General features: G+C 45.8%; 24 protein-coding genes and 1 tRNA gene. 16 read left to right on the top strand and 9 right to left on the bottom strand.

Annotation, left to right across the window (positions count from 1 at the left end; genetic code table 11):
- Positions 1-33: 33 nt before the first annotated feature.
- Genes coxB through C2758_RS09965 form a run of 6 tightly spaced genes read left to right on the top strand, consistent with a single transcriptional unit; the run spans position 34 to position 4,655 of the window.
- Positions 34-1,191, top strand: coding sequence for a cytochrome c oxidase subunit II (coxB, locus tag C2758_RS09990; protein WP_215328120.1), 1,158 nt, complete (start codon positions 34-36; stop codon positions 1,189-1,191).
- Between the two features lie 43 nt (positions 1,192-1,234).
- Entirely contained in the window at positions 1,235-2,854 is a 1,620-nt protein-coding gene (ctaD, locus tag C2758_RS09985; protein ID WP_215328119.1) for a cytochrome c oxidase subunit I, read from the top strand.
- Positions 2,838-2,969 carry a cytochrome oxidase small assembly protein gene (locus C2758_RS09980; protein WP_215328118.1) on the top strand — a complete coding sequence of 44 codons (132 nt, stop codon included), beginning with the start codon at positions 2,838-2,840 and terminating at the stop codon, positions 2,967-2,969. The genes ctaD and C2758_RS09980 overlap by 17 nt, the downstream gene beginning before the upstream one ends.
- 16 nt (positions 2,970-2,985) lie before the next feature.
- Positions 2,986-3,579 (top strand): cytochrome c oxidase assembly protein, encoded by a 594-nt coding sequence (locus tag C2758_RS09975; protein WP_215328117.1) that lies wholly within the window; start codon positions 2,986-2,988, stop codon positions 3,577-3,579.
- A complete protein-coding gene (locus C2758_RS09970; RefSeq protein ID WP_215328116.1) occupies positions 3,576-3,770 on the top strand; it encodes a DUF2970 domain-containing protein in 195 nt (64 codons plus the stop codon). The genes C2758_RS09975 and C2758_RS09970 overlap by 4 nt, the downstream gene beginning before the upstream one ends.
- A gap of 30 nt (positions 3,771-3,800) precedes the next feature.
- Positions 3,801-4,655, top strand: coding sequence for a cytochrome c oxidase subunit 3 (locus tag C2758_RS09965; protein ID WP_215328115.1), 855 nt, complete (start codon positions 3,801-3,803; stop codon positions 4,653-4,655).
- A 65-nt stretch (positions 4,656-4,720) separates the two neighbouring features.
- On the opposite strand, the gene C2758_RS09960 is transcribed toward C2758_RS09965, so the two are convergent.
- Entirely contained in the window at positions 4,721-4,933 is a 213-nt protein-coding gene (locus C2758_RS09960) for a twin transmembrane helix small protein (RefSeq protein WP_215328114.1), read from the bottom strand.
- Positions 4,934-4,947: 14 nt separating this feature from the next.
- Between C2758_RS09960 and C2758_RS09955 the strand changes: the two genes are divergently transcribed.
- Genes C2758_RS09955 through C2758_RS09935 form a run of 5 tightly spaced genes read left to right on the top strand, consistent with a single transcriptional unit; the run spans position 4,948 to position 9,016 of the window.
- Positions 4,948-5,730 (top strand): SURF1 family protein, encoded by a 783-nt coding sequence (locus tag C2758_RS09955; protein WP_251369193.1) that lies wholly within the window; start codon positions 4,948-4,950, stop codon positions 5,728-5,730.
- Positions 5,727-6,386, top strand: a complete 660-nt coding sequence (locus C2758_RS09950) for a hypothetical protein (protein WP_215328113.1) — start codon at positions 5,727-5,729, stop codon at positions 6,384-6,386. The genes C2758_RS09955 and C2758_RS09950 overlap by 4 nt, the downstream gene beginning before the upstream one ends.
- On the top strand, positions 6,383-7,513 hold the full coding sequence (locus tag C2758_RS09945) for a heme A synthase (RefSeq protein ID WP_215328112.1): 1,131 nt from the start codon (positions 6,383-6,385) through the stop codon (positions 7,511-7,513). The genes C2758_RS09950 and C2758_RS09945 overlap by 4 nt, the downstream gene beginning before the upstream one ends.
- Entirely contained in the window at positions 7,510-8,403 is an 894-nt protein-coding gene (gene cyoE / locus C2758_RS09940) for a heme o synthase (RefSeq protein WP_215328111.1), read from the top strand. Before C2758_RS09945 ends, cyoE begins: the two co-directional genes overlap by 4 nt.
- 1 nt (position 8,404) lies before the next feature.
- Positions 8,405-9,016: an SCO family protein gene (locus C2758_RS09935; protein WP_215328109.1), complete on the top strand. Its 612-nt coding sequence runs from the start codon at positions 8,405-8,407 to the stop codon at positions 9,014-9,016.
- 21 nt (positions 9,017-9,037) lie between these two features.
- Here the strand turns inward: C2758_RS09935 and rpoH are convergent, their stop codons facing one another.
- A complete protein-coding gene (gene rpoH / locus C2758_RS09930; protein ID WP_215328108.1) occupies positions 9,038-9,979 on the bottom strand; it encodes an RNA polymerase sigma factor RpoH in 942 nt (313 codons plus the stop codon).
- A gap of 93 nt (positions 9,980-10,072) precedes the next feature.
- A complete protein-coding gene (gene ftsY / locus C2758_RS09925; RefSeq protein WP_215328107.1) occupies positions 10,073-10,963 on the bottom strand; it encodes a signal recognition particle-docking protein FtsY in 891 nt (296 codons plus the stop codon).
- A gap of 62 nt (positions 10,964-11,025) precedes the next feature.
- Here ftsY and C2758_RS09920 point away from each other — a divergent pair, with 62 nt between their 5' ends.
- The 5 genes from C2758_RS09920 to C2758_RS09900 are packed head-to-tail and all read left to right on the top strand — an operon-like array spanning position 11,026 to position 15,181.
- Positions 11,026-12,411, top strand: coding sequence for a pitrilysin family protein (locus C2758_RS09920; RefSeq protein ID WP_215328106.1), 1,386 nt, complete (start codon positions 11,026-11,028; stop codon positions 12,409-12,411).
- Positions 12,401-13,744 carry a pitrilysin family protein gene (locus C2758_RS09915; RefSeq protein ID WP_215330262.1) on the top strand — a complete coding sequence of 448 codons (1,344 nt, stop codon included), beginning with the start codon at positions 12,401-12,403 and terminating at the stop codon, positions 13,742-13,744. Before C2758_RS09920 ends, C2758_RS09915 begins: the two co-directional genes overlap by 11 nt.
- A complete protein-coding gene (gene rsmD, locus C2758_RS09910) occupies positions 13,737-14,366 on the top strand; it encodes a 16S rRNA (guanine(966)-N(2))-methyltransferase RsmD (RefSeq protein ID WP_371817721.1) in 630 nt (209 codons plus the stop codon). Before C2758_RS09915 ends, rsmD begins: the two co-directional genes overlap by 8 nt.
- Positions 14,367-14,402: 36 nt before the next feature.
- Entirely contained in the window at positions 14,403-14,897 is a 495-nt protein-coding gene (gene coaD / locus C2758_RS09905) for a pantetheine-phosphate adenylyltransferase (RefSeq protein WP_215328105.1), read from the top strand.
- 17 nt (positions 14,898-14,914) lie between these two features.
- Complete coding sequence (locus tag C2758_RS09900) at positions 14,915-15,181, top strand: YfhL family 4Fe-4S dicluster ferredoxin (protein WP_215308512.1); 267 nt, start codon at positions 14,915-14,917, stop codon at positions 15,179-15,181.
- Positions 15,182-15,195: 14 nt separating this feature from the next.
- On the opposite strand, the gene pth is transcribed toward C2758_RS09900, so the two are convergent.
- The 6 genes from pth to C2758_RS09870 form a co-directional block, all read right to left on the bottom strand.
- Positions 15,196-15,792 (bottom strand): aminoacyl-tRNA hydrolase, encoded by a 597-nt coding sequence (gene pth / locus C2758_RS09895; RefSeq protein ID WP_215328104.1) that lies wholly within the window; start codon positions 15,790-15,792, stop codon positions 15,196-15,198.
- Between the two features lie 90 nt (positions 15,793-15,882).
- Positions 15,883-16,521, bottom strand: a complete 639-nt coding sequence (locus C2758_RS09890) for a 50S ribosomal protein L25/general stress protein Ctc (protein WP_215328102.1) — start codon at positions 16,519-16,521, stop codon at positions 15,883-15,885.
- Positions 16,522-16,657: 136 nt separating this feature from the next.
- The gene (locus C2758_RS09885) at positions 16,658-17,614 is read right to left on the bottom strand and encodes a ribose-phosphate pyrophosphokinase (protein WP_215328101.1); all 957 of its coding nucleotides are present in this window, start codon (positions 17,612-17,614) and stop codon (positions 16,658-16,660) included.
- Between the two features lie 73 nt (positions 17,615-17,687).
- Positions 17,688-17,764, bottom strand: a tRNA-Gln gene (locus C2758_RS09880).
- A gap of 5 nt (positions 17,765-17,769) precedes the next feature.
- Positions 17,770-18,642 carry a 4-(cytidine 5'-diphospho)-2-C-methyl-D-erythritol kinase gene (gene ispE / locus C2758_RS09875; protein ID WP_215328099.1) on the bottom strand — a complete coding sequence of 291 codons (873 nt, stop codon included), beginning with the start codon at positions 18,640-18,642 and terminating at the stop codon, positions 17,770-17,772.
- Positions 18,643-18,652: 10 nt separating this feature from the next.
- Complete coding sequence (locus tag C2758_RS09870; protein ID WP_215328097.1) at positions 18,653-20,140, bottom strand: lipoprotein insertase outer membrane protein LolB; 1,488 nt, start codon at positions 20,138-20,140, stop codon at positions 18,653-18,655.
- Positions 20,141-20,174: the final 34 nt, after the last annotated feature.

The following is a 20,174-nucleotide window of genomic DNA, read 5'->3' as shown; positions in this document are numbered from 1 at the left end:
TACAGAAGCTCATGACAATAAACAGAGAATAAGATGAATTTATTTGGAAAAGTCACTAGGGCTTCGCTCTTTTTAGCAGCAGCCTTTGGCACTGCATTTGCACGTGCGGCTGAAGATATGCAGGGTGGTCCAGCAGTAAATCAGCTGAATTTCACTGCTCCAGCCACAAAAATCATGGCAGAGATTCATTGGTTGCATTGGATGATGTTGGTCATCTGCGCACTCATTTTTGTGGGCGTATTTGGAGTGATGTTTTATTCCATCTTGAAGCACCGTAAATCTCTCGGTGCTAAGTCTGCTTCTTTCCATGAAAGCACTACTGTTGAAATTATTTGGACAATCATTCCCTTGATCATTGTTATTGGTATGGCATTGCCAGCAACCAAGACAGTTGTGGCAATGAAAGATACTACCAATTCTGACATCACTATTAAGACTACTGGTTATCAGTGGAAGTGGGGTTACGACTACATCAAAGGGGAAGGCGAAGGAATTAGTTTCTTGTCTACCTTGGCTACCTCTCGTGAGGCTATTAATAACCTCGCACCAAAATCAAATACGTATTTGATGGAAGTGGACAATGAGATGGTAGTGCCAGTTGGTAAAAAGATTCGCATTATTACCACTGCAAATGATGTGATCCATGCATGGGCGGTTCCAGCATTTGGTGTGAAGCAGGATGCTATTCCTGGTTTTGTTCGTGACACTTGGTTCCGTGCAGAAAAAATTGGTACCTATCGCGGTCAATGTTCCGAGCTATGCGGCGCACAACATGCTTTTATGCCGATCGTAGTGAGAGTCGTTTCCCCAGAGGATTACACCAAGTGGGTAGATGAGAAGAAAAAAGAAATGGGCGCAACATCTGACGACCCATCCAAGGTGTACGCCATGGATGAGCAGAAAGAGCGTGGCGCTAAGGTTTACGCATCTAACTGCGCAGCATGTCACCAGCCAAATGGCAAAGGTGCTGGTGCCTTTCCGGCATTAGATGGCAGCAAGATGGTGCTTGGACCAAAAGCAGCTCAATACAACATTCTTATTAATGGTAAGGGCGCAATGCCAAAGTGGGCTGGCGTGATTTCTGATGGTGATATTGCCGCAGTAATGACCTATACCCGCAATGCATGGGGCAATAAAACGGGCGAAATAATTCAGACCCAAGATATTGTCTCTGCGCGTGCTGGCAAGTAATTTTTTAAGAATTTATACAGATCAAACTAAACCGGAGTAATCCATGAGCACTATTTCAACTACCCACGATCACGCACACGACCATGCGCATGATGACCATACGCCACATGGCTGGCGCCGTTGGTTGTTTGCAACTAACCACAAAGATATCGGTACGATGTACTTGATCTTCTCGTTTATCAGCTTGCTAGCTGGTGGTGTGATGGCTCTGGGTATTCGTTTGGAGTTGTTCCAACCAGGTTTGCAATTTTTGCGCCCTGAGTTCTTTAACCAGTTAACCACCATGCACGGTTTGGTAATGGTGTTCGGCGCCATCATGCCGGCTTTCGTTGGCTTTGCAAACTGGATGGTTCCTTTGCAAATCGGCGCATCCGATATGGCTTTTGCTCGTATGAATAACTTTAGCTTCTGGATTTTGCCAGTGGCTGCTTGCTTATTATTTGGTTCATTCTTAGCTCCTGGCGGTGCTCCTGCTGGTGGTTGGACTTTATATGCTCCATTGACACTACAGATGGGCCCAGGTTTAGATATGGCCATCTTTGCACTCCATTTATTGGGTGCTTCTTCAATCATGGGTTCGATTAACATCATCGTGACCATCTTGAACATGCGTGCTCCTGGCTTGACTTTGATGAAGATGCCCATGTTCTGCTGGACATGGTTGATCACTGCATACCTGCTGATCGCCGTTATGCCAGTACTGGCAGGTGCAATCACGATGGTTTTGACAGATCGTCACTTCGGTACTTCTTTCTTCAACGCAGCTGGTGGCGGTGATCCAATTATGTTTCAGCATATTTTCTGGTTCTTCGGTCATCCAGAGGTTTACATCATGATTCTTCCAGCATTCGGAATCGTGAGCGAAATCATTCCTGCTTTCTCAAGAAAAACTTTGTTTGGTTATAGCTCCATGGTTTATGCAACTGCATCCATCGCGATCTTGTCATTCATCGTTTGGGCTCACCACATGTTTGCAACTGGCATGCCGGTAACTGGCCAGCTGTTCTTTATGTATGCCACGATGTTGATTGCTGTTCCAACAGGTGTAAAGATTTTCAACTGGGTGGCAACTATGTGGAAAGGTTCCATGACCTTTGAAACCCCGATGTTGTGGTCAGTTGGATTTATTTTCGTATTTACCATGGGCGGTTTTACTGGCTTGATATTGGCATTGGCGCCAATTGATATTGGCTTGCAAGATACCTATTACGTTGTTGCTCACTTCCACTATGTTTTGGTGGCTGGTTCCTTATTTGCGATGTTTGCTGGTTTTTACTACTGGTGTCCAAAGTGGACTGGCTACATGGCTAATGAAACTCGCGGCAAGATCCACTTCTGGACTTCCATGATTTTCTTTAACGTCACTTTCTTCCCAATGCACTTCTTGGGCTTGGCAGGTATGCCACGTCGTTATGCTGACTACCCAACCCAGTTCGCTGACTTCAATACGATTGCATCTATTGGCGCACTCGGATTTGGTTTGTCTCAGGTTTACTTCTTGGTGTTTGTTGTGTTGCCGGCCTATAACGCCAAAGGTGAAAAAGCTTCAATGAAGCCATGGGATGGCGCTAAGGGTTTAGAGTGGACAGTGCCATCACCAGCACCACACCATACATTTGAAACGCCTCCAACTACTGCAGAGTTAAATGCTGCAGGAGTCTAAAGTGGCGGCGCACAAATCCCAATCTGCCAGTAACCGCAGATTGGGCTTTATTCTTTTAACTGTTGTTCTAGTGTTCTTTCTGGGCATCCTGATTAAATACGGCCTACTGGGTTAAAGCCCTCTGAATGCTCATGTCTGCTATTGCCTCCATTAACCGCCAAATCTTGCTGAAGCTATTGATAGCTTCAGTCATGATGTTTGGTTTTGGTTATGCACTGGTGCCAATGTATAAAGCTTTGTGTGAGGTGACTGGTATTAATGTGGTCACTAGCAAGAACGACTATGGTATTCGTGCCTACAGTGCAAATAAGGTTGGCAATACTCAGGTCGACTATTCTCGTAAGGTGACTATTGAGTTTGATTCTAATAGCCGCGGTCCTTTTACGTTTCGTCCAGTCAAGAACTTCTTAGAAGTGCATCCAGGTGAAATGACGGAGATCGTTTACGAAGTTACTAATAACTTAAGTCGCCCTGTTGATGCTCAAGCTATTCCAAGCTATGCACCTAAAAGTGCGATGGAATTCTTTACTAAACTAGAGTGTTTTTGTTTTCAGCAGCAAACCTTGGCGCCTCATGAAATGAAGAAGATGCCAGTTGTGTTTGTCATTGATGCCGGCTTACCTGCTGATGTGAAAACAATTACCTTGTCATATACCTTCTTTGAGTTGGGTATTGGCCAGCAGCCAGCTGGTTCTACAACACCTAAATCCAAATCTGCGTCATGAGTAAGAAAAGTTCATTTACGCAATCTATGATCGCGGTCTTGTGGGCCTTTTTAGGTGTGCGTAAGAAATCAGGTCTGCAGGAAGATGTTGCTTCATTAAGTTTTGTCCACATTATTATTGCGGGAGTTTTAGGTGCCTTGATTTTTATGGGCACACTCCTTTTGATAGTTAAAGCAGTTGTGTCCCATTGATTATTTTTTTGATTGAATAGAGAGAATCAGATGTCATCCAATTCAACCCCTTACTATTTCGTTCCTGGACTATCTAGCCATCCAGCTTCGGCAGCCTTAGGTTTGCTTGCTTTTGCTGCTGGCATGTCCGGTTGGGTAAACCACGCAGCTTGGGGCGGCCCAGTGACTGCAGTCGGTGTACTTTGGGTGTTAGTTGTTCTTTACAAGTGGTTCGGAGACACCATTGCTGAATCCAACTCCGGTAAGAATGGCGTCAACGTCGATATTTCTTATCGTTGGTCTATGGCCTGGTTCATCTTCTCCGAGATCATGTTCTTTGCCGCATTCTTTTCTGCATTGTTCTACGCGCGCAATATTGCGATGCCATGGATGGGTGATGTGGAAAGCAAATTGCTCTGGCCGAATTTCCAGGCTGTTTGGCCTAATGATGGCCCTGCTGGTTTAGTAGAGAAATTTACGACTATGGGTCCTTGGCCCATTCCAACGATTAATACTTTATTGCTTTTGTCTTCCGGTGTGACCGTAACTTACGCTCACCACGCGATTCGTGAAAACCACATGAAGAAAGCGATCAACGGCTTGGCTGCTACCGTTGGTCTTGGCATTATCTTCTTGGGCTTTCAGATGTATGAGTACTACCATGCATATCATGCCTTGAACTTGAAGTTAACTTCAGGCGTTTATGGCTCAACCTTCTTTATGTTGACAGGTTTTCATGGCTTCCACGTATTCCTTGGTGGCCTGATGTTGGCGATTGTTCTCCGTCGTATGATTCGCGGTGACTTTACTGCTGAAAATCATTTTGCCTTTGAAGGTGCTGCTTGGTATTGGCACTTCGTTGACGTCGTTTGGCTTGGTCTGTACATTGCTGTTTACTGGATGTAGGGAAATAAAAATCGGGGCGTAGAGCCCCGATTTGTTTTGAGCCCTCATCTTTTAGCGGAAGGCGCTTAGTTTATTCCCACACGAACGCCAGTAGCTTCGATATAACCAAAGTAGTGGGCAATCAGAATTCCTAAGAAGAGTACGATTGACAGTCCAATACGTAACATAAGTGACTGAACCATTCTTGAGCTGCGACCCTTATCTTTCATCATGAAATAGAGTGCTGAGCCCAAGCTCCCGACAATGATTAGCAGTGCAACTGGAATAACCCATTTCATTTCAAAGTACCCTTGTGAATATTTTTTCTAGCTTAATTACTAGTCGTCTAGTTGCTACATTATCAGCCCTTATGGTGATTGTAGTTGGCTGCGGCGCTGGTATTTGGCAGTTAAACCGAGCAGAGCAAAAGATTCGCTTGGGTGAATCTTTAAGTGCAAGATTGCAAATGTCTACTCTGAATGCGAATGCCGATAGTTTGACCCTAGAGCAGGCTACAGAGCGCCGAATTCTAGCCCGTGGACGTTTTATTCAAGATGAGGCGATTTGGCTGGATAACCGTCCTCGCCCCATTCCTGAGGGTGGTACTGGCGCTGCAGGACAATCCGGCTTTTATGTGATGATGCCTTTGAAATTGGATGGCCAAGAACTTGTGCTTTGGGTTAACCGGGGTTGGGCTCCTCGTAATAACGAAAATCGTATTGAGTTACCCCCAGTGAAAACAGCGGATCAAGTGGTGACTGTTGAGGGGATTGCTTTCCCTCATCCTGGAAGGGTTTATGAGCTTGGAAAAAAGGATGCTACCCAAGCAAGACCTCGGATTGAGCAAAATTTTGATTTAGGTCTTGAGGCACAAAGTCATCAATGGAAGCAACTTCCGTTCATTGTTCGAGAGTCTGCTTCTTCGAAAGAGGATGGTTTACTGAGAAATTGGCCCTCCCCAACAAACGGAGTCGATCGCCATTATGCTTATGCATTCCAGTGGTTTGCTTTGGCATTGACTGGATTTTTATTTTGGCTCATTAATGGGTTCATGAAATATCGGCGAGAGCTTGCTGTGAATGGAGATAGAGAGTGAGTGATAAAGAATTATTGATTCCAGCATCACAAACAGATGCATCTGTAATTAACGCGCAAACTCGACGTGGGCGTATTCAGATGCTGCTATTGTTGCTTGCTTGCGCTGCACCAGTGATTGCCTCCTATTTAGCGTATTACGTTTTTAAGCCAGAGGGTGGAAAGACTAACTTTGGAACTCTGGTTCAGCCTGTGCAGGATATGAATCCCGCTTGGTTTGATATTCCTTTTGATGGAAAGTGGACTTTGCTAGTGGCAAGGCCGGCTGGGGAATGCACCATTAAAAATGAATCTTGTCTCGAGGCTCTATTTTTAATGCGTCAACTACGTATTGCTGTTGGTCGTGAAAGTAGTCGAGTTCAACTAGTGTGGGTCAATACTGATGGCAAAGCAGTAGATCCGGAAGTATTGCTGGCATACGATCAAAAGACGGCGGGATTTCAGATTGTAGATTTGCCAGTAGATCCTCAATTAAGAGCGCAATTTGATGCGTGGCTTAATCGTGATGGAGCAGGTCAGAAGATTCAGTTGATTGATCCGAGTCCAGCCAAGATGATGATTTTTCCGGTGAGCAATTCACCAAAAGAGTTTGGCAGTATGAAAAAGGATCTTGAGAAGTTATTGCGTCTCAATCGTAAGGGTGAAAAATTGCAATGAGTAGCATGCTATTGCTTGCGGAGTTAGCTGCAATCGCAATCGTCTTTGCGGGTCTACCTTTGGCTTATCTCTGGACTAGGCCGGCTTATAACTTTTTCCAAAAGCTCAATTGGGTTTTGGTTTTCATGACCTTTGACTTGATTGTGTTTGGCGCTTTTACTCGCCTAACGGACTCTGGTCTGGGATGTCCTGATTGGCCTGGTTGTTATGGCACATCAAATCCATGGCATGCCATTAGTGAGATCCAGCAAGCTGAGGCGAATATGCCTACGGGTCCTGTGACGGTCATCAAGGCTTGGATTGAAATGATTCATCGATATTTAGCAATGACAGTCGGAGCACTGATTTTGATTCAAGTAGCAGTTGCCTGGAGTAAGCTCCGTAGCCTAGGTAAGAAACCTTTATTGGGCAGTCTTGGCTTGCTGATTTTGGTATGTATTCAGGGGGCATTTGGTGCCTGGACAGTCACACTGAAATTGCAGCCTATTATTGTGACGATTCACTTAATGTTGGCTTTGGTTTTGTTGGCGTGCTTAACGACGTATGCGCAACAAGAGTGGATGGGTAAACCTTCCCCAGCTATTCGCCTGCAGAGCCAACCTCTTTCTGCAAAGTTACTTTTACTTGCGGCAGTGATCTTAAGTATGCAAATCTTTTTAGGTGCATGGGTGAGCACTAATTACGCTGTATTAGCTTGCCCCGATTTTCCAACTTGTATGGATCGTCTTTGGCCAGAAACAGCTTGGCAAGAAGGCTTCACCCTATGGCGTGGCTTAGGCCTGAATGCTCAAGGTGAATCTATTACACCTGTCGCTTTACAAACAATTCATTGGGCACACCGCGTATTTGCTATGGTTGCGGTAGTGGTACTAGGCGCCTTGGGAATAAGCGCTCTGCGTTTTAGTAATTCCACATCATCAGGAATGGCCCAAATTGCCAAGTTATTATTAGGCTTGCTCGTTCTCCAGGCTCTGACTGGAATTTCTAATGTAGTCTTTCAGTGGCCCCTCCTCGCTGCTTTAATGCATACGGCAGGTTCTGCTGCATTGGTGTTCTGTTTGGTTCGTTTAGTCCAATGGTCTTCTTGGACTGCCCCCATTCACATGAAGATGTCTAAATCATTATGAGTAGTCCAGCTTCCCCCAATCCTGTAGCGATGCCACGTTGGCGTCAATATTGGGTTCTCACCAAGCCCCGCGTCACGCAGTTGGCAGTATTCTGCGCTGTCATTGGCATGTTCTTGGCAACACCCGGCATGGTTCCTTATCCAGTTTTAATTGGTGGCATTGTTGGAATTTGGTTATTGGCAGGAGCGGCTTTTGCAATGAATTGTTTAATCGAGCAAGCCGTCGATGCCAAGATGAAGCGAACTGCTTGGAGGCCCTCTGCAACTGGTGAGGTAACGCCTTTTCACATTACTGTTTTCTCAATTATTCTCGGCGGTTTGGGAATGGTTATTCTGTGGATCTTCTGTAATCCGTTAACCATGTGGCTCACCGTAGCTACTTTTGTTGGTTACGCGGTGATTTATACCTGGTTACTCAAGCCTGCTACGCCACAGAATATTGTCATTGGTGGTCTCTCAGGCGCCATGCCACCTGCCTTAGGTTGGGCGGCAGTCACCAATACTTTGTCGGCGGAAGCGTGGCTCTTGGTGCTGATTATTTTTGTTTGGACTCCACCACACTTTTGGGCTCTTGCACTATACCGTCGCGATGATTATGTGCAAAGTGGCTTACCAATGCTGCCAGTAACCCACGGAGAGCGTTTTACACTTCTCAATATTTTGCTATACACACTGATTTTGATTGCGGCGACCTTATTACCCTATATTTACGGCATGAGTGGCTTAATTTATTTGATCTCAGCAATCATTCTGGGCTTGATATTCCTTGCCTACGTCATTGCTTTGTTTATTTCTTACAGTGATGCGCTGGCGAAGAAGACCTTCCGTTTTTCAATTACGTATCTATCTCTCCTTTTTGCAGTGCTATTAATTGATCACTATTTTGTTTGAGATGAATATGAATTCCCAAAAATCTTACTTGTATATTGCGCGCCTATTAATGTTGTCGCTGATTGCCGCAGTTCTACTAGCTTGCGGTCCGCAACAGAGCTTTAAGAATGTCGATATTACGGGTAGCAAGGCGTTTGGTACTGACTTTAGTTTGCTCGATCCCGATGGAAAGGTCAGAACGCTTGCTGACTTTAAAGGCAAGGCTGTTTTAATGTTCTTTGGTTATACGCAGTGTCCTGATGTTTGTCCTACGACGCTTACTGAGATGCAGCAGGTCATGACTATATTGGGTCCTCAGGCTGATAAGGTGCAAGTACTGTTTGTAACAGTAGATCCAGAAAGAGATACCGCAGCTATCTTAAAACAGTATGTGCCGGCATTTGATTCACGCTTCTTGGGATTGCGTCCAGCCGATGAAGCAGCTTTAGAAAAAGTGACTAAGGACTTTAAGGTTTATTACCAGAAGGTGCCCGGTACAAGTCCTGGGTCATACACGATAGATCACATGGCAGGAAGTTATGCCTTTGATCCAGAAGGACGTTTACGCCTGTACATCAAGCATGCGCAAGGTGCTGAGACCTTGGCGCAAGACTTGAAGGAACTTCTGAAGTAAAAGCTTCGAAGGAAGGGCTACTTAAGCTGCTTCGGTTTGCAAGAGACTGCGCATTTTTTTGAGTGCAGCAGTTTCAATCTGACGAACGCGCTCTGCAGAAATGCCATATTCGCTGGCGAGATCATGTAATGTTTTTGTCCCATTGCCCTCTGCATCCATAGCCAACCAACGTGACTGCACAATATTGCGACTACGCTCATCGAGCGCCATGAGTGCTTGGTCAAGCTGAGGACCATGTAATGCATCAGTCGCAGCAGCAGCCATCATTTCAGTAGGCTCTTGAGTGTTATCAGCTAACCACTGAATAGGTGCATAAGCTGATTCATCATTGCTGTCATCGCCCTCTAGGGCAACATCGCCACCAGCAAGACGCATTTCCATTTCTTTCACGTCGGAACCTTTGACATCGAGCGCTTTCGCTAAAGCCTCAACTTCATTTGGTGTCAGAGCGGCTAGAGTAGGCTTGTTACTACGCAGATTGAAGAACAACTTACGTTGCGCCTTCGTTGTAGCAACTTTGACTAAGCGCCAATTTTTGAGGATGTACTCATGAATCTCTGCCTTAATCCAATGGATAGCATAGGAGACTAAGCGTGCGCCTTGGTTAGGGTCATAGCGTTTGACAGCCTTCATCAAACCAATATTGCCTTCTTGAATTAAGTCAGCATGGGGAATGCCATAGCCAAGGTATTGACGTGCCACAGATACCACCAAGCGCAGGTGCGAGAGAACTAAAGTCTTCGCAGCATCGACATTTTCAGTGCGACGAAATTCTTGCGCAAGGTGCAGTTCCTCTGCAGCGCTAAGCATCGGTACGCGGTTCACATAGGAGATGTAAGAGTCGAGTGTGCCAACCCCCAGGGAAGGCAGCATCGGAAAGGCAAGCGAAGCCGCAGCAGTCTGCGCTGCTGGCAGTGTTTGCCTTGCTTGCAATTGCGGTTTGTATGCTTTCTTTTGAACCATTTTCTTTTATATGCTTTTGGTATTAATAGACGTCTATTTTAGCACTCTTGTCAAGAGAGTGCTAATGGTTTTTTACTTCCATAAGTCTATGATTTAATTGAATAATTCAGAAGAATATTGTGCGGCCGTGAAGGGGGCTAAATCATCAATTCCCTCACCTTTGCCTAAAGCTAGAACCGCTGGTTTTAGCCCATCGCCGAGGGTCTGTGCAAGTGCGCAAATGACTCCACCTTTAGCGGTGCCGTCCAATTTAGTCACAATTAAGGCAGAAAGTTCTAAAGCGGCATGAAAGGCTCTTACTTGGCTTAAACCGTTTTGACCAGTATTGCCATCAAGAACAAGCAAAGTCTGGTGAGGCGCCCCAGGAAGAGCTTTACCAATCACTCTTTTGATCTTCTTTAACTCTTCCATCAGATGGTCTTGAGTAGCCAGTCTGCCAGCGGTATCAATGATCAGGATATCGCTTTTGCGAGAAATCGCCGCATGAATGGCATCGTGCGCCACTGCCGCCGCATCACCACTTTCTTGCATGATGACATCGACCTGATTGCGGCCACCCCATTCAAGGAGCTGGTTGCGTGCCGCGGCCCGGAAAGTATCGCCAGCTGCCAGTAAGACAGATTTACCTTGCGACTGAAAAAGTCTGCAGAGTTTACCGATCGTGGTGGTCTTGCCAGCACCATTGACACCTATTACTAGCCACACCTCTGGTGTGGTCTTTTGCTCATGGACGTACAGGGGATTGGGGTTAGCCTCCAAGGCTTTCAGGAGTATCGCCACTTCTTCGATCAGTAGTTGCTTGAGTTCTTCAGGGCTGCTGGCTTTTTCCGATTTGGCGGCTTTACGGAGCTTATTAATCAATTGTTCGGTCGTGAGAAGGCCCACATCGCTCAGAATAAGAGATTCTTCTAGGGCATCAAACCAGGCTTCATCAGTCTGAATAGATTGGAATAAGGATCCGAGAGTTTTACGTAGGCCGAACATAATCGATACAATTTAATCCTTGCATCTTATCAATTAAATTCTTGGGATAGGTGATCTTGCAGATGCGTTCAACTTTATTCAGTTTTTCTCTCTATTTGGTCCTCAGCTGTTCTGCTGCTTTTGCGGCTCCAGAGGTGGGGCAAGCAAATACCCACGAGTTTCAACTCTCCAATGGCCTTAAGTTGATTGTGCGTGAAGATCATCGTGCACCTACCGTTGCACACATGGTTTGGTATCGCGCGGGCTCCATGGATGAGGTGAATGGCAAGACTGGGGTAGCGCATGTGCTGGAGCACATGATGTTCAAGGGCACCCACAAAGTAAAGTCAGGTGAGTTCTCGCGCTTAGTTGCAGCAGTGGGCGGTCGAGAAAATGCCTTTACCTCCCGTGACTACACCGCTTACTTTCAGCAAGTTGAAAAGTCTAAGCTAGATGAGGTGATGAGATTAGAGGCTGATCGGATGTCCAACCTCAATTTTGATGATGCAGAATTTTTGAAAGAAATTCAGGTGGTGATGGAAGAGCGTCGACTGCGTACGGAAGATAATCCCAGCAGCTTGCTCAATGAATCGCTCACTGCTACCGCGTATATGAGTTCCCCTTACCGTCATCCGGTGGTTGGATGGATGAATGATTTGGTTAATATGAAAGCCATAGATGCACGTGATTGGTATCGCAGTTGGTACAAACCAAATAACGCAACTGTTGTCATTGCTGGTGATGTCGATCCTCAAGTGATTTTACGAGCGGTGGAAAAATATTACGGAGTTGCTTCCGCTAGAGAGTTGCCAGAACGTAAGCCCCAGATTGAACCCGTGCAAAAAGGCACTAAGCGAGTGCAAGTAAAAGCACCTGCTGATAGTGCGCAACTAGCAATGGCATGGAAAGTTCCTAAGCTAGAAGTAGGGAGCTTGGACAACAATGAACCTTATGCGCTAGAACTTTTGTCTGCTGTGCTTGACGGTTATGACAACGCACGCTTAAATCGCACGCTGGTAAAGCAAGAGCGCGTAGTAAATGATGTAGGCGTGGGTTACGACATGATCTCTAGAGGACCTGAACTATTTTTTATTAGTAGCAGCATGGCCAAAGGCAAGACAGTAGAGCAGGCGGAGAAAAGTATTCGTAAAGCCTTGAAAGAAGTTGTTGATAAAGGAATCTTAGAGTCAGAGCTCAAGCGGGTGAAGGTGCGCATTTTGTCTGATCAAATTTATAAGCGCGATTCCATTTTCGGGCAGGCCATGGAAATCGGCAGTACAGAGATGGCTGGATTCTCCTGGAAAGATATTGATGTGATGCTCGAGAAGATGCAAACCATTACTCCCGCACAAGTCCAAGCTGTTGCAAAAAAATATTTAGTAGATGAGGGGCTCACCATAGCAGTCCTAGACCCACAGGCACGGCAGTCCGGTGAGAGCAACCAAGGAGGCAATCGTGATGCTAAATAAATTCCTCTCGCAAATCTGTTTTGCAATTGCGCTGATAGTTGGAGTAAGCACATCAGCACACGCGATATTACCTATTGAAAAACTAGACTCCTTCAAGGGCGCGCAAGCCTATTTAGTACAAACCAAGGCACTGCCCATGGTGGATATCGAGATCAGTATTGATGCGGGCGACCGTTACGATCCAGAAGTGAAGAGTGGCTTAGCTACTATGGCTGGGCGGCTAATGAACTATGGCGCTAAATCTGATAAGGGTCTGTTAAATGAGGCGCAGATTGCTGATGAGATTGCAGACCTTGGTGCAAACCTCGGTATTTCTGTTGGCGGTGAGCGCGCTGTCATGCGTATTCGGACTTTGAGTCGTAAAGATTTACGTGATCGCGCCGTTCAATTGGCTTCGGCGATGTTGAGCGCGCCTACCTATGATGCAAAGATCTTGGCGCGTGAGAAGCAAAGGATGACTACTGCACTGCTAGAGTCGGAGACAAAGCCGGAGTCAGTGTTGGATCGTCGCTTTAGAAAATCCGTTTATGGAAACTATCCGCTGGCCAATTCACCAACAGTGAAAAGTATTGCCAATATCAGCGCAAGCGACCTGCAGCAGTTTCATAAACAGCTTTACCGTGGTGATCGAATGATTGTCAGCATTGTGGGTGATGTAAGCAAAGCCGAGGCTACTGAAATTGTTCAGGGTTTATTGCAAAGAGTGCCTCAGTCTGGATTTCCTGTAGCTAAGTTACCAGAGTTTGAGCGCTCACCAGTGGAGCCTTTAAGTCAACGCGAAGTTGCCATTCCGTTTGATTCTCAGCAAGCGCATATTACTATGGGGATGACTGCGATAAACCGTAACAACCCCGATTTCTTCCCATTACTAGTGGGTAACTATATTTTGGGCGGTGGCGGCTTTGTATCCCGTCTGATGTCAGAGGTGCGCGAGAAGCGTGGCCTTGCTTATAGTGTGTTTAGCTACTTTGCCCCAGGTAAGGATGCGGGGATATTTCAGGCGGGCTTACAAACAAAGAATGATCAAGCTACTTTAGCACTAGAGGTAATGAGTTCAACCATTGCGCAATTTATTACTGATGGCCCAACGCAAGCGGAGCTCGAGGCAGCCAAAGCAAACTTAATCAATGGCTATCCTTTAAGAATTGATAACAACCGTAAGTTACTCGATAACGTGTCATCCATTGCTTGGAATAATTTGCCTCTCGATACGATGGAGATTTGGACCAAGCAAGTGGAGACGGTTAGCCTTGAGCAAGTCAAAGCGGCGTTTCAAAAATACTTAGCCATGGATCGCATGAAAATTGTGGTCTTAGGAGCGAAAAATAAATAAGCTAGTTAAGTCAGCTTCATTAGGCATACGTTCTGAGCCCCCACAGAAAGTTCGCATTATTGGTGGGGTTTGGCGCAGTCGTTTGCTAGGTGTACTGGATTTACCCGGTCTTCGCCCCACTACCGATCGCATTCGTGAGACTCTCTTTAATTGGCTCGGACAAGATTTGGTCGGTTTGCGTTGTTTAGATTTGTTTGCTGGAACTGGCGCATTAGGTTTTGAGGCCGCCTCACGACATGCTATTTCAGTAACCCTATTAGAAAAAGACAAACAGGCCTATGCCAAACTCCTAGCGAATTTTGCTTTGCTGGAGTCATCTCCTGCTCCTGGAGATGTGCAGATTCTTCACAGAGATAGCTTGGAGTTCTTAAAACAACAAGCTGATCGCTCCAGCAACTTGATTTTTATAGACCCACCCTTTCAGGAAGAGGGTCTATTAAATCAAGCGTTTATAGAGGCTGCTCGTGTGTGTGATGACAGTGCGGGCGGGGGCATTTACGTAGAGTTTCCTGCTAGTCGCCCCCGTGAGCAGATTGAGGCTTTAGTACCTGATTGGCATTGTGGAAAATACTTAGAGGCTGGACAAGTAAAAGCTTGTCTATTTCGCTCCAAGAGGGACTAAACTCTTGCCTGTAGCTGAAAAAGCCTTAGGAGCCTTATGACTGTTGCTGTATACCCTGGAACATTTGATCCCTTCACTCGTGGTCACGAGGACCTAGTGCGTCGCGCCTCAAGCATTTTTGGCGAACTCATTGTAGGTGTTGCTGATAGTCGTAGCAAACGCCCTTTCTTTGCGCTCGATGAGCGCATTGAGATTGCCAAAGAAGTTCTTGGCCATTACTCCAATGTGAAGATTGTCGGATTTACAGGCCTGTTAAAAGATTTTGCTCGCGAACATAATGCGCGTGTAATTGTGCGTGGCTTACGTGCAGTATCTGATTTTGAATATGAATTCCAGATGGCTGGTATGAATCGCTATTTATTACCCGATGTTGAAACACTATTTCTGACACCATCAGACCAATATCAATTTATCTCTGGCACCTTTGTGCGTGAGATTGCCTCTATGGGTGGTGATGTGAGTAAGTTTGTATTCCCATCGGTAGAAAAGTGGTTGATCAAAAAGATTGAAGCCAATAAGAGTAAAGAATAAGGCTTCTAGGCGCACATATGGCTTTAATGATCACGGACGAATGCATCAATTGCGATGTATGTGAGCCTGAATGCCCAAACGATGCAATCTACATGGGTCTAGAGATCTACGAGATTGATCCCAATAAATGCACTGAATGTGTTGGTCATTACGATGCACCCCAATGTCAGCAAGTCTGCCCGGTAGACTGTATACCGATGAATCCCTCGTTTTCTGAAAATCAAACGCAGTTAATGGCAAAGTATCAAGCCTTAACTGCTGCTAAAAAAGCACTCGCTAAATAAGTAATTAGTACTGTTTAATTTGTTTTAGAGTGCAATTCGAGCATCGCTGCCTGAGTATCACCTCTTAGAAATAAAGGCAGAATTTGTAAGCCATTTTCAATACTTGCATCAATCTGCTTTTGTTCTAGTTGTAATGGCCTTCTCAACACGAAGTCAGCCACGTCCATTACTCGTGCACCCTCTGGGGCAAGATCGCGTGGGTGGCCAATACCCAGACGTAGGCGCCAGTAATCAGGGGTTCCTAAGTGGGCTTGGATATCTTTTAAACCATTATGTCCTCCAGTACCGCCGCCAAGCTTGATACGTGCAGTGCCAGGCTTAAGATCTAGCTCATCCTGTACTACCAGCACATCTTTAGGTGTAATTTTATGAAAGCGGCATAGTGCTCCAACAGCCTGACCGCTCAGGTTCATATAAGTGCTGGGTTTGAGTAAGAAGAGATCTTCATCTTCCCATTTAGCCTTAGCCACTTTTCCATGAAAGCGTTTTTCAGTTTCAAAGCGGATGTTTAATTGTTTAGCGAGTGCGTCCACAAACCAGAAGCCAGCATTGTGCCGATCTTCAATATGTTCTTCACCTGGGTTGCCTAGGCCAATAATTAATTTAGTCATGATGAGTGCTTAAGGATAAAAGCTTTTCTGCAAAAAAGAAAACCCGCTTGTAAGCGGGCTTCCTCTGTCGCAAAAATAAGGCTTAAATGATTAAGCTTTATCCTTTGGGGCTTCAGCAGCAGGAGCCGCAGCAGCTGCAGGAGCAGCTTCAGTATCGGCAGATTTCACTGCTGGGATACGTGCGTTAGCTAGTACTGGGTTTTCTTGCTCAATATGTAATACCAAGGTAACGCCTTTTGGCAATGCGATATCTTTAGCATGGATGCCATGACCAACTTCAATCTTGCTTAAGTCCACTTCAATGAACTCTGGCAAATCTGCTGGTAAGCAAGAGATTTCCAATTCAGTAGAGATGTGGCTGATAACAGCGCCCTGCAATTTCACTGCAGCTGAAGTGTCAGCATTAATAAAATGCAATGGAACGCGCATGTGAACTTTCTCAGTCGCGGAAACGCGCTGGAAGTCGATATGCAAAACTAAGGGCTTAAATGGATGCATCTGGTAATCGCGCAACAACACTTTTTGTGCTTTGCCGCCGATTTCGAGATCAAGGATGGATGAGTGGAATGCTTCCTTGCGGAGAGCATGAAACAGTGCGTTGTGATCCAACTCAATTACAGTTGCGGTGTCTTTACCACCGTAGATGATGCCCGGAGTTTTACCGGAGTTGCGCAGACGGCGGCTCGCACCCGTTCCCTGTACGCTTCTTTCAAAGGCTACTACTTTCATATTCAATTCCTAAATTAAGGTTAATTTCCGTTCGCGACCAAACAGAAAAGCTTTTAATTATATCTTGGGAATCGTGCTTTTTGCCTAGAAAAGGCTCAAAATTACCAAAAACGGGGGTGTAAACGATATTTTTGGCTTATTCAGCGAACATCGACATCACTGAGTCACCCTTGCTGATGCGGGAAAGGGTTTCAGCCAGGATGGGGGCAACGCTCAATTGACGGATTTTGCTCACTTTCAGGGCTTCACTAGTTAATGGAATGGTGTCAGTAACTACTAATTCGTCTAACTCGGAGGCAGCAATACGGGCTACAGCACCACCAGAGAGTACTGCATGAGTACAGTAAGCAGTAACGCCCTTGGCACCACGCTCTTTCAGTGCCTCAGCGGCCTTACAGAGGGTTCCACCGGTATCAATAATGTCATCCATGATGACGCAGTGGCGACCTTCCACTTCACCGATTAAGTGCATTACTTCAGATACGTTAGCCTTAGGGCGGCGTTTATCAATAATCGCCAAATCTGTACCTAATTGTTTAGCCATTGCACGGGCGCGAACAACGCCGCCAATATCCGGCGAAACAATGATGAGATCTTTTTTAGTTTTCTGAGCCTCTAAATCTGCCAGGAGAACAGGAGAGGCGTAAATGTTATCTACTGGGATATCAAAGAAGCCCTGAATTTGGTCGGCATGAAGATCCATGGTCAAAACACGCTCGATACCGGCAACAGATTGAAGCATGTTTGCTACGATTCTGGCGGAGATGGCAACCCGTGCAGAGCGTGGACGACGATCTTGTCTAGCGTAACCGAAGTAAGGGATCACTGCGGTTATGCGGCTTGCTGAAGCTCGCTTAAGGGCATCAATCATGATCATGAGTTCCATCAGACTGTCGTTCGTTGGAGCGCAAGTCGATTGGATAACAACCACGTTCTTGCCGCGGACGTTTTCTTGAATTTCTACCTGGATTTCACCATCAGAGAATCGACCCACAAATGCTTTTCCCATGGGTAAGTTAAGCTCTTTTGCTACCGCATGAGCCAAAACCGGATTTGCGTTGCCTGTGAAAAGAGTCAGTAAATCTGCGTTCATTGGGGCGGACATAGGTGATTTTGGAGTTTCGGTAGAGGTCGAATGGATGTTTTTTGGTCGTATCTACAGAGTTTGGCAGGGGAAGAAGGATTCGAACCTTCGCATGCTGGAATCAAAATCCAGTGCCTTAACCAGCTTGGCGATTCCCCTACAGGTCAATCTGAAGAAATCAAATTGTAAGCGGGATTTTTATTTAGACCCCGAACAATTCGACCTATCCATCCTTTTGGAAGATTTTGCAGAAGATTTTCCAGATTTGCGGTGTCCGTCTTAGGGTCTAAGGCGGCAAAAACGCTACTTCCAGAGCCGGACATACAAGGCGCCGAGTTTGGCACTGCCTGGTAAATCCAATCTAAAGCTTGCTTCACTTCAGGACATTTCTGCACCGCTACTGCCTGACAATCATTCGATTGATATGAGCTTGGCGATGCAAGAAAGCCATCTATTGTAATCGGAGCATGATCGCGGGTCAATTGAGGGTCTTGAAAAATCTGAGCTGTGGCAATTCCCTGGTTAGGGAAGATCACCACGAAGTCTTGGGTTTTCAAGGAAATGGCCTGTAGTTTCTCCCCAATGCCCTCAACAAATGCATTTTGGCCAAAGATGAAAAATGGCACATCTGCCCCTAGTTTTAGGCCGAGCTGACACAAGGTAGCGATATCAAGATGGAGGCCCCAGAGGGTGTTGAGACCAATGAGTGTGGATGCGGCATCAGACGACCCTCCACCTAGACCTGCACCCATCGGAATCATTTTTTTCAAGCCAATTTCAACGCCCTGATTGGTCTTGCAAAAATCTTTTAATGCTTGGGCAGCGCGCACTACTAAATCCTGTTCTGGGGGTACGCCTGGAATGGGGTCAATACGACGAATCTCATTTTCAGAAATAGGCTTTAAGGTGAGAACATCACACCAATCAATCAACTGGAAAACAGATTGGAGTTGGTGATAACCATCTTCGCGGCGTCCAATAATATGTAGAAATAAATTGAGCTTTGCGGGACAGTGGATTTCTAAAGTCTTACTCATCAATCACACTTCACTCATTCGGATTATCAAACACCAAGCGGATATCTATCGATCCAATATTAGAGCTGCGAGTCATCATGAGTTTTTCTAAACGCTGCGTATTGTTCCAGTTGTAATTTAAAGTCCAACCATCTTGCGTGATTTTGCTCACTTGCCCTGTTGCATTTCGCTCAACATTGGCATTACCACCGGGACGAGTTTTTCCACGCAACCAGTCTGAGAGACCGCGAGCAGGTAGTGGGAGTCCTAATGTATTTTGTATCAGAGTATCAGCATCGATAGCCGTGGTTAATTGACCATCGCGCTCAAGGATAGCCTCACCAGGCTTAATCGTAATTTTTGCAATGGATCCACCTACCGGATTACGAATTTCTAATACGTCGATCAAGGCATCTTGCGTCAATGTAAATCCACCTGAGCCACCCTGATTTTTACTTTCGGTGAGTCCGGTTATCTTTACCGAAAAACGACCGTCCCATGTGCCTTTGAGAGCGGTATCTGCTAGCGACCAATCAGGTTTCAAGCGCTTCAAAGTTTCCTTGAGGGTCGGGTTATTGGCGTCTAATTGCTGCGCTTTGCGCCACATATCTTCCGCCTCAATTGGGCGATTCATTACCCACAGGACTTCGCCAATATGTGCAGCAATATCTGCTTCAGGTTTCATGCTGAATGCTTGTTGTAGTTGCTCTAAGGCAAGATCATTTTTACCCATTCGAAAGTTCACCCAGCCAAGACTGTCTAATATAAAACCATCCTTAGGCGAGAGTTGATGCGCTTTACTAATCAGCTTAAATGCTTCTGGTAACTTCTGATTGCGATCAGCTAGTGAGTAACCAAGTGCATTTAGACTATTGACATCATTCGGGTTCTTACGCAAGATTTCGCGCAGCGTTTTCTCCATCACATCGAGATGTCCTGATTTTTCAGCAGACATGGCGTAGGTATAGAGTAGACCCGGATCTTTTGGTTCTGGCTTTATTGTTGAAACAATTTCATAAAAAGCCCTTAGTGCTTCTGATTCATCAGTGGCTTTTGCTAATAAGGCCTGAATCTGTAGCAAAGTATTTTCACGTAGTGCTGGTGTTTGTTGACTTAAGAGTGAGATGGCGGGTTTGACTGCATCTGACCAGCGTTGATTCAGAATTAAGAGGGTGACCAGCACTTCTTTGGGTCTAGTTTGCTTCGGCCCAGCTAAACCATCCCATGTTTGCGCTGCTTGGAGTGCAAGATCAGGCGCGCCTGCTGTAATTGCGATTTCCATAGCCCTCTGTGCCAAGCGGGGGTCATCTAGTTGCCGAGCGAGCTCTAAATACGTTGTGTATGCCAAGCCAGCTTCACCGCGCTGAAGAGCGATTTCAGAGGCTAGGACCTCAAATACAGCTTGACCGCTATCTAGGCTATTGGATTTGGCGACGCTATTGCTTGAGAGGAGGCTAAAGCCCAGTCCAGCAGTAAGCAGTAAGACCCTAAAAGAGGGTTTTAATGAAAATTTGGTCATAAGCACATTCTAATCCGCGAATCTACAATCCATT

The organism is Polynucleobacter sp. AP-Sving-400A-A2, assembly GCF_018688155.1.
GTDB lineage: Bacteria > Pseudomonadota > Gammaproteobacteria > Burkholderiales > Burkholderiaceae > Polynucleobacter.
This window is presented reverse-complemented; position numbering and strand designations above follow the sequence as displayed.

Excerpts from the sequence above, each read along its gene's own strand:
- C2758_RS09915 (WP_215330262.1), top strand. The coding sequence starts at position 12,401 with ATGCTAAATAAATTCCTCTCGCAAATCTGTTTTGCAATTGCGCTGATA.
- rpoH (WP_215328108.1), bottom strand. The coding sequence starts at position 9,979 with ATGGTTCAAAAGAAAGCATACAAACCGCAATTGCAAGCAAGGCAAACA.
- ispE (WP_215328099.1), bottom strand. The coding sequence starts at position 18,642 with ATGAGTAAGACTTTAGAAATCCACTGTCCCGCAAAGCTCAATTTATTT.
- C2758_RS09945 (WP_215328112.1), top strand. The coding sequence starts at position 6,383 with ATGAGTAGCATGCTATTGCTTGCGGAGTTAGCTGCAATCGCAATCGTC.
- C2758_RS09890 (WP_215328102.1), bottom strand. The coding sequence starts at position 16,521 with ATGAAAGTAGTAGCCTTTGAAAGAAGCGTACAGGGAACGGGTGCGAGC.
- C2758_RS09935 (WP_215328109.1), top strand. The coding sequence starts at position 8,405 with ATGAATATGAATTCCCAAAAATCTTACTTGTATATTGCGCGCCTATTA.
- C2758_RS09975 (WP_215328117.1), top strand. The coding sequence starts at position 2,986 with ATGTCTGCTATTGCCTCCATTAACCGCCAAATCTTGCTGAAGCTATTG.
- cyoE (WP_215328111.1), top strand. The coding sequence starts at position 7,510 with ATGAGTAGTCCAGCTTCCCCCAATCCTGTAGCGATGCCACGTTGGCGT.
- ctaD (WP_215328119.1), top strand. The coding sequence starts at position 1,235 with ATGAGCACTATTTCAACTACCCACGATCACGCACACGACCATGCGCAT.
- C2758_RS09960 (WP_215328114.1), bottom strand. The coding sequence starts at position 4,933 with ATGAAATGGGTTATTCCAGTTGCACTGCTAATCATTGTCGGGAGCTTG.
- coaD (WP_215328105.1), top strand. The coding sequence starts at position 14,403 with ATGACTGTTGCTGTATACCCTGGAACATTTGATCCCTTCACTCGTGGT.
- C2758_RS09920 (WP_215328106.1), top strand. The coding sequence starts at position 11,026 with ATGCGTTCAACTTTATTCAGTTTTTCTCTCTATTTGGTCCTCAGCTGT.
- coxB (WP_215328120.1), top strand. The coding sequence starts at position 34 with ATGAATTTATTTGGAAAAGTCACTAGGGCTTCGCTCTTTTTAGCAGCA.
- ftsY (WP_215328107.1), bottom strand. The coding sequence starts at position 10,963 with ATGTTCGGCCTACGTAAAACTCTCGGATCCTTATTCCAATCTATTCAG.
- C2758_RS09885 (WP_215328101.1), bottom strand. The coding sequence starts at position 17,614 with ATGAACGCAGATTTACTGACTCTTTTCACAGGCAACGCAAATCCGGTT.
- C2758_RS09900 (WP_215308512.1), top strand. The coding sequence starts at position 14,915 with ATGGCTTTAATGATCACGGACGAATGCATCAATTGCGATGTATGTGAG.
- pth (WP_215328104.1), bottom strand. The coding sequence starts at position 15,792 with ATGACTAAATTAATTATTGGCCTAGGCAACCCAGGTGAAGAACATATT.
- C2758_RS09965 (WP_215328115.1), top strand. The coding sequence starts at position 3,801 with ATGTCATCCAATTCAACCCCTTACTATTTCGTTCCTGGACTATCTAGC.
- C2758_RS09980 (WP_215328118.1), top strand. The coding sequence starts at position 2,838 with ATGCTGCAGGAGTCTAAAGTGGCGGCGCACAAATCCCAATCTGCCAGT.
- C2758_RS09970 (WP_215328116.1), top strand. The coding sequence starts at position 3,576 with ATGAGTAAGAAAAGTTCATTTACGCAATCTATGATCGCGGTCTTGTGG.
- C2758_RS09870 (WP_215328097.1), bottom strand. The coding sequence starts at position 20,140 with ATGACCAAATTTTCATTAAAACCCTCTTTTAGGGTCTTACTGCTTACT.